Origin of the sequence: Limnohabitans sp., from assembly GCF_034680285.1 — a bacterium.
Classification (GTDB): domain Bacteria; phylum Pseudomonadota; class Gammaproteobacteria; order Burkholderiales; family Burkholderiaceae_C; genus Limnohabitans_A.
Genome location: NZ_JAXITC010000010.1, coordinates 18400 through 31131, shown reverse-complemented (window position 1 = coordinate 31131; position 12732 = coordinate 18400). Strand labels below are relative to the sequence as shown.

5 protein-coding genes are annotated in these 12732 nt (G+C 64.7%); 3 read left to right on the top strand and 2 right to left on the bottom strand.

Translation table 11 applies throughout. The features are described 5' to 3' along the window. Positions 1-168: 168 nt before the first annotated feature. Together SWE17_RS09520 and SWE17_RS09515 are read right to left on the bottom strand one after the other, a co-directional pair. Positions 169-1221, bottom strand: coding sequence for a S1C family serine protease (locus SWE17_RS09520; protein ID WP_322992861.1), 1053 nt, complete (start codon positions 1219-1221; stop codon positions 169-171). A gap of 119 nt (positions 1222-1340) precedes the next feature. After that, entirely contained in the window at positions 1341-3002 is a 1662-nt protein-coding gene (locus SWE17_RS09515; RefSeq protein WP_322992860.1) for a long-chain fatty acid--CoA ligase, read from the bottom strand. 274 nt (positions 3003-3276) lie between these two features. On the opposite strand from SWE17_RS09515, the gene recC reads away from it, so the two are divergent. Genes recC through recD form a run of 3 tightly spaced genes read left to right on the top strand, consistent with a single transcriptional unit; the run spans position 3277 to position 12709 of the window. Further along, a complete protein-coding gene (recC, locus tag SWE17_RS09510; RefSeq protein WP_322992859.1) occupies positions 3277-6855 on the top strand; it encodes an exodeoxyribonuclease V subunit gamma in 3579 nt (1192 codons plus the stop codon). After that, the gene (gene recB, locus SWE17_RS09505; RefSeq protein ID WP_322992858.1) at positions 6852-10523 is read left to right on the top strand and encodes an exodeoxyribonuclease V subunit beta; all 3672 of its coding nucleotides are present in this window, start codon (positions 6852-6854) and stop codon (positions 10521-10523) included. Before recC ends, recB begins: the two co-directional genes overlap by 4 nt. Next, entirely contained in the window at positions 10520-12709 is a 2190-nt protein-coding gene (recD, locus tag SWE17_RS09500; protein ID WP_322992857.1) for an exodeoxyribonuclease V subunit alpha, read from the top strand. The genes recB and recD overlap by 4 nt, the downstream gene beginning before the upstream one ends. Positions 12710-12732 lie beyond the last annotated feature (23 nt).

Here is a 12732-nt window from a genome sequence, read left to right as displayed (position 1 = left end):
ATCACACCGGGGCTCGATTTTCTGAGACCATGGGGTCAATGCTAACTTGGGACTGTATTCATGGCGGGCAGGAAAAGGGCGGGTCAGTGTATCCCCAAACCCCGTGCCCAAAGGTGTGGATAAGTCCGGGTACGAGCCTGCCAAGGCGGGGCCCATTCCATCCAAGCATCAAATCCCGCTGGGCCGTTTGAGTGAGCCTGATCGGTCGGTGCTGAGAAGTTCCACCTCGTGGCTTTGGCCCCCGCTGCGAATCGTGAGGGTCAAGCGACTGCCAGCAGGCCCCAGTGCTCGCAGGCGGCGGTAAAAGTCGGGCAGGTCTTGCAGCGTTTGGCCTTGCAGGGCCAGCAAGGTGTCGCCCACGGCGATGCCTGCCTGCGCTGCAGGGCTGCCCGGCGATACACGCAATACGGCCAAGCCACCGCTAGGCAGGCGCTGGCTGGTGATGCCCAGCCAGGGTGTGGCCGGGCCAGTGCGTTTGCCTGTGCGAACCAAGTCGGGCAGGGGGTCTTTGAGCAGGTTCACCGGCACAAACAAATTGCCAGGCAGCGGCACTTGGTCGCCGTACACGTCTTGCACCAGCAAGGAGCCGATGCCCACCAGCTGGCCTTGGGCGTCAAACAGCCCCGAGCCGCTCCAGTTGTTCACGGCAGGCAGCGTCATCAAGGGCGCTTCCAGCAGGTATTCCCAGCTGCCCGCAAAGACCTTTCTGGAGACCAGCTCCAGCGCGGTGGGCGCGGTCTCGTTTTGGCCCAGGGTCCAGAGCTTGCCGGGGGTGGGCAGGTTGTCCGAGTCGCCGAGCGGCACGGCATCCAAGCGCAAGGGGATCAGGGTTCGGATCAGACCCAAGCCAGTGAGGTTGTCCACGGCCCGCACTTGGCCTGGAATTCTGCGGCCTTGGTGGTCGATCAGGTCCACGCTTTCGGCTTCCAGAAGCAGGTAGCCAATGGTCAGCACAAGATCGGGGCCAATGACCACGCCCGAGCCTTCGCGGCGCTGGCCCAGGGTGCGGCTGGTGCTGGCCTGCGCATCGCTGCGGCTTTGCACCGTCACCACCGATTGCAGTACCCGCTGCAGCGGCTCGGGCGGCAAGGCTTGAGCCACCTCTTGTGTGGTGACTTGCGGACTGTCTTTTGTCTTGTCGGACTGCCCGGCAGCCTGTGCCCAGGCCCAGCTGCAAGACAACAGGCTGGCCAACAAAGCCGTGGCAAATGGGTGGCGCATGGTCATCCCCTTGAAAAAAGGTGCGCTCAAAAAGCGAAAACCATTGTGGACCGTGCCTCTTAACCCCATGCCCACAGAGCCTACTGGCGTCAGGGCTGTGCAGACAGTGGTCAGTCGCCTCAGGCCGGAAAACGCTCGCGCAGTTTGAGTTTGTAGAACTTGCCTGTCGAGGTGCGGGGCACGGCGTCAATGAACTCGTAGCGGTCGGGCACCTGCCACTTGGCAAAGCCGTGCTGCAACAAGTGTGCAGCAAAGGCTTCGGGTTGAGGTACTCTACCTGGTTTGAGCACGATGCAGGCTAGGGGCCGCTCGCTCCACTTGGGGTCGGGGATGGCGATCACGGCCGCTTCGGCCACGTCGGGGTGGGCCATGAGCGCGTTTTCCAGATCGACCGAGCTGATCCATTCACCGCCGGACTTGATCAGGTCTTTGGTGCGGTCGGTGATGCGCACAAAACCCAAGGCGTCTACGCTGGCCACATCGCCCGTACGCAGCCAGCCGTCGGCGCTGAACTTGTCTTCGCTCACTGGCACTTGGTGGTAGCTGCCGGTGATGAAGGGTCCGCGCACCTGGATTTCGCCCACATGCTGGCCGTCCCAAGGGGCATCGAGTCCGTCTTCACCCCGAATGCGCAACTCCGTCAGCGGCACGGGCACACCCGCCATTGCGGCGCGGCGGTAGCGCTCATTTAGCGAAGCGTCTTTCAGCTCCGACTTGGGGTAAGACACGGTGCACAAGGGCGAGGTTTCGGTCATGCCCCAGCCTTGCAGAATCCAGATGCCGTGCCGGTCAAAGGCACGAATCAGCGCCTCAGGCACGGCCGCACCGCCCACCAAAGAGCGCATGCCAGCGGGCAGTTTCCAGCGGCCCGGCTGGGTAGTTTGTGCGGCTTCGAAAGCCTGGATCAGGCCCATCCAGATGGTGGGCACGCCCAGCGAGAGTGTGGGGGGCTCAGCCGTCATCAGGTCCAGCAAATCTTCCGGGTGCAGGTGCGGGCCGGGAAACACGAGCTTCACGCCCATCATCACCGCGCCATAAGGAATGCCCCAGCTGTTGGCGTGGAACATGGGGGTGACGGGCAAGATGACGTCGCTGCCCTTGAGGCCCCAGAAGTCGCCCAGGCAACCCACCAGCGTGTGCAAGATGGTGGAGCGGTGCGAGTACACCACGCCCTTGGGCCGACCCGTGGTGCCCGAGGTGTAGCACATCGACACCGCATCGTCTTCGGCATGCGGGGCGTACTGAAAACCCTGTGTGTCGGTGCCCGCCAGCAGCTGCTCGTAGTCGGTGAATTCAGCGGGCACCGCTGCCCCGGAAAACGGGAACACGATCACGCGCTCGAAGCGGTAGAGGTGCGCAAACTGCTGGTACAGCGGCAACAAAACGTCGTCGATAATCAGCACCTTGTCTTGTGCGTCGTTGGCGATCCATGCGATCTCTTCGGGTGACAGGCGCAGGTTGAGGGTGTGCATGACCCCGCCTGCGGCCGGGATGCCGAAATAGCACTCCAGGTGCGCATGGTGGTTCCAGCACAGCGTGGCCACACGCTCGCCTTTTTGCAGGCCCATGTTTTGCAGGGCTTGCGCCAACTGGCGGGTGCGTTGGTAAAACGCGCCGTAGCTGTGCCGTACCAGCGACTTGTCGGGCAGGCGCGAGACTATCTCGTTGCTGGCAAACAAAGTGCCCGCGCGTTCGAGCAAGTGGTTCAGCGACAAGGGCATCTGCATCATGGTGCTGCAGATGGGGGACTCGGCGGGGGATGCAGAAGAAGGTGTGGTCATGAAGAGCGTGGGTTGAACTTGTCTGCCCAAATCATGCGGCCCTAATGTTCCCTTGCAGGCTAGGGAAAACCCAAGGTTGGAGTCACATGGGTCAGGAGCGCACACAGTTGCCCCCAAACAGCGTGCCCAAAGGTGTGGATAAGTCCTTGAACAACTGCGCCAAGCCGCATCCTGACTGGCGTGGCGGCTGGTGCTTAAAAATTGGGCAGTGCAGGGCTCTTGCCATGAGCCTGGTGGCGGTCACGATTGCGGCTATTCTTGTCCCTTCGCTTCCATGTCCGCACTTGTTCACCGCATGCCTGCATCCTCCATTTCGCCCGGCTTCATTGCCCTGCACAGCCACCGCTCCGAGGTGCTGGCCGACACCCTCACGGCTTGGCTACGTGCGCACCCTTTGCAGCCGCTTGAGAGCGAAGTGGTGCTGGTGCAGAGCAACGGCATGGCCGAGTGGATCAAGATCGAACTGGCCCGCCAAGGTGGGGTGTGCGCGGCTACGCGGGTCGAGCTGCCCTCGCGCTTTTTGTGGCGCACCTATCGGCAGGTGCTGGGCGCGGCCAACGTGCCGCCCGACTCACCGCTTGACAAACTGCCTATGACCTGGCGGCTGATGGCCTTGCTGCCGGGGTGTCTGCAAGACCCGGTGTTCCAACCCGTGGCAGGTTTTTTGAGAGGCGACGAGCCCGACCGCCTGCTGCAACTGGCCAGCCGCCTGGCCGACCTGTTTGACCAGTACCAAATCTACCGGCCCGACTGGCTGCAAGACTGGGCCGCCGGGCGCAACGTGTTGCGCAAGGCCGCTGGCCATGATGAGCTGGGCGAAGACCAGCTTTGGCAGGCGGAACTCTGGCGGCGCGTGCTCGCCACTTTGGATGACAGTCAGCGCCAAGCCACCCGCCCGGCGCTGCATGCGCGGGCGCTGGCGCACCTGCAGTCGGGCCAGCCGCTGGCCAGCCCTGTGGCGCGGCGCGTGTCGGTGTTTGGCATGAGCCACATGCCTGGGCAGCTGCTGGAGATGCTGGCGGCACTGGCCGCGCACAGCCAGGTGCTGCTGGCCGTGCCCAACCCTTGTCAGTACCACTGGGGTGACATCATCGACGGGCGCGAATGGTTGCAGGCCGAGCGGCGACGTCACGCCTACCGAGGCGAGGCATTGGCTGGCTTGCCGCTGGCCCAGATGCACCTGCACGCGCCCACGCTCTTGGCCGCTTGGGGGCGGCAGGGGCGCGACTTCATTCGCCAGCTCGACGCTTTTGACGACCTGCAAGCGGCCCAGCAAGTCACGCAGTGGCCGCGCCTGGACTTTTTTGACGATGTGCCCGGCGAAGACGGCACGCGTTTGCTCGCGCAGTTGCAGCGCCGCATCCGCGACCTGGAGCCGTCTAGCGGTGGCACCCCAGCCCAGCCTTTGCGCCAGGGCGACCGCTCGGTCGCGTTCAGCGTGGCGCACAGCCCGGTGCGCGAACTCGAGGTGCTGCACGACCAGTTGCTGCAGTGGTTCCACACCTCGCCCGAGCCTTTGTCGCCACGCGATGTGGTGGTCATGGTGCCCGACATCGAAGTCATGGCCCCGGCGATCCGCGCCGTGTTTGGTCAATACAAGCGCAGCGATGCGCGGTTCATTCCGTATGACATTGCCGACCTGGGTGCGCAGGCCATCAGCCCGTTGATCCATGCGGTCGAATGGTTGCTGGCCCTGCCGCAGCAGCGCAGCCGCATGAGCGAGCTGGTCGAGCTGCTTGAAGTGCCCGCGCTCGCGGCCCGCTTTGGCCTGAAGGACGAACACCTGCCCACGCTCACGCGCTGGATGGCGGGCTCAGGCATCCGCTGGGGCCTGTCGGCCGAGCACCGCGCGGGCCTGGGGCTGGGCGTGTGCGGCGACGACAACTCGGCGCTGTTTGGCGTGCAGCGCATGCTCATGGGTTATGCCTGTGGTGCCGACCCGGTGGACGATGACGTGTCATTGGGCGTGTCGCCTTATGCAGAAGTGGGAGGGCTGGACGCCGAGTTGGCCGGGTCGCTGGCGCACCTGTTGCAGGCCCTGATCGACTGGTGGCAAACCTGCTCGCAAAGCGCCACGCCCGCACAGTGGGCCGAGCGCTGTCGCGCCATGCTCGCGGCGCTGTTCAAGCCGCGAGACGACAACGACCGCAATGCGCTGGCGGCGCTCGACCAAGCGCTGAACGATTGGGTGCGGGCTTGTGGCGATGCGGGTTTTGAAGAGGCTGTGCCGCTGGCCGTGGCCCGATCGGCTTGGCTCGAGGCCTTGAAGGCACCACGATTGGAACAGCGCTTTCGCGCTGGCGGCGTGACGTTTTGCACGCTCATGCCGATGCGGGCGATCCCGTTCAAGGCGGTGTGCCTGCTGGGCATGAACGACGGCGACTACCCACGCCGCGGCCCGCGTGCCGACTTTGACCTGATGGGCCTGCCCGGCATGACGCGCCCCGGCGACCGCTCACGCCGCGACGATGACCGCCAGCTCATGCTCGAAGCGCTCTTGTCGGCACGTCAGGTGCTGTACGTGAGCTGGAGTGGCCGCAGCGTGCGCGACAACAGCGAACAACCGCCTTCGGTGCTGGTCTCGCAGCTGCGCGTCGAGATCGACCTGCTCTGGGGCAAAGACACGGCCAAAGACCTGACCACCGTGCACCCGCTGCAACCGTTCAGCCGCGCTTACTTTGAAGCGGGCAGTGGTTTGTTGACCTATGCCAAAGAGTGGCGGGCGGCGCAACAAGACCATCGCGGCGACGGTGGTGGGTCAATCATTGGCGCTGCAGGGGATCGCGGCGAGGGCGCCGCTCCTATAGGGGCATTGTTGGGAGCGGCGCCCTCGCCGCGATGGCCTGCTTTGTTGCCGCCGCTCATGGCCGCCAACGAGCAGGCCCCGATCATCTCGCTCGCCCAACTGGCCCGCTTCCTGCGCAAACCTGTGGGTGCGTTTTTTCGTGAGCGGCTGCAGGTGCATTTGGAAGACGAGCGCAGCGAGCTGCATGACGAAGAACTGTTTGGCTTGGGCGGGCTGGACTTGTACCAGTTGCTCGACCACGAACTGCAGCATGTGCCTGCGGATTTGAGCGCAGACGAATTGCCCAGCCATGCAGCGCGTGTGGTGCAGCACTTGCGTGAGGCAGGGGCCTTGCCGCTGGCGGGGGTGGGCACGCTCGAAGCCCAAAAGCTCACCCACATCCTGCAAACCCAGCTGGCCGCTGCGCTGCGCGAGCGCGGGGATTACCCCGAAGCGGCCGAGCGCGTGTTGGTCGACCAGGCACACCCCCAAGTGAGTTTGCAAGACGCTTTGGGCGGCCTGTTGGTGGGTGAGGGTGGGCAAATGCTTTTGAGTTTGCGTGCCAACAAGCTGGTCAGCATTTCCAAAGCGGGCAAGGCCACAGCATTGCCTGAAAAACTCATCGACATTTGGCTGCAGTCGCTGGCCGCTGCCGCCATGGGGCATCCATTGCGTTGTGTGGTGGTGGGCCGCAACGCCGTGGTGCGTGCAGAACCGCTAGACCCTGAGGCCGCCCGCACCCAATTGCAGACCCTGCTGGCCACCTGGGCCGAAGGCATGCGCTGGCCGCTGCCCCTGCCGCCGGGTGTGGCCTTGCAGTGGCTCAAGGACAAAGAAAACACCAACGCGCTGGCCGATGCCTATGAAGGCAGTGACTTCAAGAGCGCAGAAAAAGACAAAGACCCGGCGCTGGCCCGAACCTACCCCACGGTGCAGGACTTGCTGGCCACGGGCGCACTCGATCGGCTGGCGCAGGCGGTGTACGCGCCGCTCCAGGATTGGGCGGCGCAGGCGCAGGTCGAGGTCTTGCCCGATGCGCCTGCAGACGATGAGGGAGACGAGGCATGAGCACCGCACACGCCCTCAACGCCCACAGCTTCCCGCTGCGCGGCAGCCACCTGATCGAGGCGAGCGCGGGCACGGGCAAGACCTGGACGATTGCCGCGCTGTATGTGCGCTTGGTACTGGGCCATGGCGATGTGGGCACCGCACCCGTGCGCCCCATGCTGCCGCAAGACGTGTTGGTGATGACCTTCACCCGCGCCGCCACGCGTGAGCTGTCAGACCGCATCCGCGCCCGCCTGACCGAGGCGGCGCAGGTGTTCCGCGGCATCGCCCCAACGGACGACGCCTTCCTGAATCAACTCAAAAGCGAATACCCCGAAGGTGAGCCCCGCGAACAAGCGGCGTATCGGCTCGCGCTGGCCGCACAGGCCATGGACGACGCGGCCGTCTACACCATCGACGCCTGGTGCCAGCGCATGCTGCGCGAGCACGCCTTTGACAGCGGCAGCCTGTTTGAAGAAAACCTGGTCGGCGACGAAGCCGCGCTGCGCCTCGAAGCCGTGCAGGACTTCTGGCGTCAGCAGCTCTACCCCATGACCACACCGCTGGTGGCGCAGGTGCAGCGCGTTTGGCGCGACGTGCCTGCGCTCGACAAAGACATGCGTGCCCTGATGGCGGTGCCGCTGGCCGACCCCGCCCCCGGCAGGCTGACGGAGGTCTTCGGCACGGTGCTGGCCGAGCGCGATGCGCAACTGGCGGCGCTCAAGCAGGGCTGGGTGGAAAAGGCCGACAGCTTGTTGGGCTGGATCGAGGGACAGCTGGCCGTCAAGAAGCATGGATGGAATGGTTCAATTCTGCAGGTGGGGCGCTCCAAGAAGTGGATGGATGCACTCAAATGCTGGTCGCAAAGCAGCGGGGATACGAAGGCATTGAAAGATGCAATGGGTACAGGCTGGGATCATCTGACACCCTATGGCCTGCTGGAGTGTCGCAAAGAAGGCGATGTCGTTGAGCTGCCGCCGGAGTCTCAGGCCTTCGCTGATCTGCAAGCCGCTTTGTTGGCCTTGCCCAACCCCGCGCAGGCCGCCCGCCTGAACGCCCGCACGCATGTGATGCAGCGCATGGCCGAGCTGAAAAAACGCAGTGGCCTGTTCGGTTTTGCCGACATGCTGCAACGCCTCGATGTGGCGCTGGCCGACCCCGAGTCGGGTGAGCGCCTGGCGCAGCGCCTGCGCGAACAGTTTCCGGTAGCGATGATCGACGAGTTCCAGGACACCTCACCGCTGCAGTTCCGCATTTTTGACCGCATTTACCGCACAGCCGAGAACCGGCAAGACGCTGCGCTGCTGCTGATCGGGGACCCCAAGCAATCGATCTATGGTTTTCGCGGTGCCGACATCCACGGCTACTTGGCCGCACGCCGCGCCACCGATGGCCGTCACCATGTGCTGGGCACCAACTTCCGATCCACCCAAGCGGTGGTCAATGTGGTGAACCGCTGGTTTGAAATCTCCAAAGATGCCTTTGGCTACCAACACGGCGATGAAGATCCGCTGCCTTTCCAGCCGGTAGGCGCGAAGGGCCGCAGTGAAGTGTTCACGACCCGTGATGGTGTCGTGAAAGCCATGACCTTGGTGCACGACGCCACACTGCGCAGCCAGCGCGATGCGCTGACGCACCTGTCGGCCCTGTGTGCCGAGAAGATCGTGGCTTGGCTGAGTGACCCGCAGGCCCGCTTTGTGGACCCAGAGAAGAGCGATAAACCGCTGCAACCCAAAGACATTGCCGTGCTGGTGCGCACAGGCAAAGAGGCCGCTGCCGTGCGCGATGCCTTGCGTGTGCGGGGAGTGGCTTCGGTTTACCTGTCGGACCGCGACTCGGTGTTTGCCAGCGACGAAGCGCAGGACCTGTGTCTGTGGCTGCGCGGCGTGGCCGAGCCGCAAGACATGCGCCGCGTGCGTGCTGCTTTGGGCACGCGCACGGTGGGATTGTCGCTGGCCGAGTTGTACAACTTGGCCACGCAAGATGAGTTGCTGGACCAACGCGCTGAGCAGATGCGCGATCTGCGTTTGGTTTGGCAAGGCCAGGGCGTGTTGGCCATGCTGCGCCAGTCGCTGCATGTGCTGCAACTGGCCGGGCGCTGGCGTGGCCAGAGCGATGGCGAGCGCCGCCTGACCAATGTGCTGCACCTGGCCGAACTGCTGCAAACCGCCAGCAGCCAGCTCGATGGCGAGCAGGCCCTGATCCGCTGGCTGGCCCAGCAGATCGAGGAGGTCAAATCGGGGGGCGCAGGCGACAGCGACGAACAGACCGTGCGGCTGGAGAGCGACGAAGACTTAGTCAAGGTCATCACCATCCACGCCAGCAAAGGCTTGGAGTACCCGGTGGTGTGCCTTCCCTTTGCGCACAGCCACCGCATGATGGAAGCCCACAAAACCCCGGTGTTGCAGCGCGATGATGGCGAGGGCGATCGGCATTGGACTTTGGACTTTGACAAGGACGACACGAAGCTGGCGGATCACGACCGCCTGCGTGAGGACCTGCGCCTGTGGTACGTGGCGCTCACGCGTGCGCGGCATGCACTGTGGGTGGGCTGGAGCCCTGTCACGCGGGCACCGGGCAAAAGCTGCGTCAACCACAACAGTGCTGCAGGCCATTTGTTGGGTGGCGGTGACGCCATCGATGAAGCTGGCTGGTGGCCCAAGTTACAAGCGCTGGAAACCGATGCGCAAGCGCAGCGCTTGTCGGTGCAACTGGTGAGCGCAAGCGAAGACGTGCCGCTCACCGTCTGGCAGCGGCCCGCCGACACCCGCGAACTGAGCAACGCCTTGGTCTGCACCGCCCGCATCGACAAGTCGTGGACCATTGCGAGCTTCTCGCGCCTGACGCGTGACCTGTCTTCGCAACCTTTGGCGCACATGAGCCTGCACATGGCCACGCCGCGCCCGGCCGACGACGAACCGCCTGAAGACGCACAGACCCTGCCAATGCCTGCAGCCCCTGCGGGTTCTTTGGCCCCGTGGCACGGCTTTGCCAAAGGCCCGACGGCAGGCAACTTCTTGCACGACCAGCTCGAGTGGTTGGCGGCCGATGGTTTTGCGCTCGACGCACCCAAGGTCGAGCGCCTCAAAAAGCGCTGCGAAAACGCAGGCTACAAAGCCCAAGCCGATGTGGTGGTGCAGTGGCTCACCCGTGTGGTGGCGCAACCCCTGCGTGGGCCAGGTAGCCCGCTGAACGCGCTGGGCACCTTGCTGCCCGAGATGGAGTTTTGGTTGCCTGCCGAGCGGCTGCACGCCCGCGAGGTGGACGCCCTGTGCCAGCAGCACCTGCTGCCCGGCGTGAGCCGCCAGCAACTGCCCGACGCGCAGCTGCACGGCATGCTGATGGGCTTTGCTGACTTGGTGTTCGAGCACGAAGGGCGCTACTGGGTGCTCGATTACAAATCCAACCACCTGGGTGCCGATGACACGGCCTACACCGCACAGGCGCTCGATGCCGCCATGGCCCACCACCGCTACGAGGTGCAAGCCGCGCTCTACATGCTGGCGCTGCACCGCCTGCTGCGTGCCCGTCTGGGTGAGGCCTACAACCCGGCGCAGCAACTGGGCGGCGCGGTGTACCTGTTCTTGCGTGGCATCGAAGGACCTGCGGGCGGTTGCTGCACCTTGCCTGCGCCGCTCGAATTGCTCGATGGCTTGGACGCCATGCTCCATGCCGAGGTGAAAGCATGAGTTTCAAAAAGCCCTCGCGCACAATGTCTGTTCCCACCCTGCAAATGGATTGGTTGAACGACTTGCCCGCCCAAGGCCTGAGCGCCACGCAAACGCTGCAATGGCTGCAGCTGTGGACCGAGCAAGGCCTGCTGCGCCACATCGACAGCGCCCTTGCGGCCCAGCTGCTGCGGCTCGATGGCCAAGCCAGCCCCGCGCTGCTGGTGGCGGCGGCCATGCTCGCTCAAATGGAAGGGCGTGGCCACACCTGCCTGCCCTTGGTCGACCTGTGTGCACCGCCTGTGGCGTTGCTGGCTTGGCCCACCGTGGCTGTGGACGGGCCGCAAGGCTTGCGTGCGCTTTGGGCGCACCTGCCCGCCACGCTGGCCGACTGGCAAGCCGCTTTGCAAAGCAACACATCACGAGCCTGTTCGCGTCTGAGCGATGCACCCGACCAAGGGCAGCCGCTGGTGCTGGGCGGCACGGCCCATGCTCCGCTCTTGTACCTGCGCCGTTATGCAGGCTACGAGCAGCGCGTGGGCCAGGGTCTGTTGCAACGGGCCAGCGAACCGTTGCCTGTGGAAGAGACAGCTGCACGCCGCTGGCTGGACCGTTTCTTTGTGCCCAGTGCCGATGCCCTTTCCGAGACCACTTACGACACCGATTGGCAAAAGGTGGCCTGCGCCGTGGCGCTGCGTGCGCGTCTGTCGGTCATCACGGGCGGGCCGGGCACGGGCAAGACTTACACCGCAGCCCGCCTGCTGGCTTTGCTTCTGGCCCTGCATGACGGAGAAAACCCATTGCGTGTGGCGCTGGCCGCGCCCACGGGCAAGGCGGCGGCGCGGCTCAAGCAGTCCATCGACAACGCACTGACCAGCCTGCAAGATCAGGTGCCAGAGGGCTGCGGTCTGGACCTGAACACGCTGATCGCCCGCATGGGCCCAGCACGCACCTTGCATTCGCTGCTGGGTGCGCGGCCCGACACGCGCCAGTTCAGACACCACGCGGCCAACCCGCTCGATGTGGATGTGCTGATCGTGGACGAAGCCTCGATGGTGCACTTGGAAATGATGGACGCGCTGCTGCAGGCGCTGCCCGCCACGGCGCGGCTGGTTCTGCTGGGCGACAAGGACCAGCTGGCCTCGGTGGAAGCGGGCGCGGTGCTGGGCGACCTGTGCCGCAACGCCGCCGCAGGCCGCTACAGCGCGGAAACTGCACAGTTTGTGCAGACCGTGGCCGGGCAGACCTTGCCTGCCGAGTACCGGTCTGCGGGCGTTTCTCCTGTGCTTGCGCAGCAGACGGTGATGCTGCGCCAAAGCCGCCGCTTCAAAGGCGCCATTGGCCAATTGGCCTTGGCGGTGAACCGGGGCGATGCCGCTGCTGCCCGAGCCGTGCTGGCTGAGGGTTTTTCTGCATCCTTGATGCAACAAGAGCTTCGCCAAGCGCAGGCCATCGCCCCGGGGGTGGGGCTCCTACAAGAAACGCCGCAGCCACCTGTTGGAGCGACGCCCTCGTCGCGATCTCCCTCGGCTTTGATCGCCCTGCAACCCACCACCCCCCAAGCCGTTTGCGCTTTGGCGCTTGGCACATCCGGCAAACCGTCGTATGCCGACTACCTGCACCTCATGCAGCAGGTGCCGAGCGGGCAAGACGCCGAAACCCATGCCAATTGGGTGCGCAGCGTGCTCAAAGCTTTTGAGCGTTTCCGAATCCTGTGCGCCGTGCACCAAGGCGAATGGGGCACCCAAGGACTCAACGCCGCCGTGCAAAAAGCCTTGGCCGATGAGGGGCTGCTCAAAGTCACGGGCGAATGGTTTGCCGGTCGCCCAGTCATGGTCACCCGCAACGATGCGCAGCTGGGCGTGTTCAACGGCGATGTGGGGGTGGTGTTGCCCAACAGCGAAGGCAAGCTCAAGGTCTGGTTCCTCGACGGCGATGCCTTGCGCTCGGTGAGTGTGATGCGCTTGGCGCAGGTCGAAACGGCTTTTGTCATGACGGTGCACAAGAGCCAGGGCTCGGAGTTCGAGCACACCGCGCTGGTCTTGCCACCTGGCGGTGCTGAAGTGCTGAGCCGTGAGCTGGCCTACACAGGCATCACCCGGGCGCGGGAGCAGTTCACCCTGATCGAGGCTGAGTCCGGAATGCTTGAAGCGGCCATTGACCGCCCGAGCGTGCGGGCCAGTGGCTTGGCTCAGTGGTGGCTTTGACTGCCTGAAATCGCCCCGGGGGC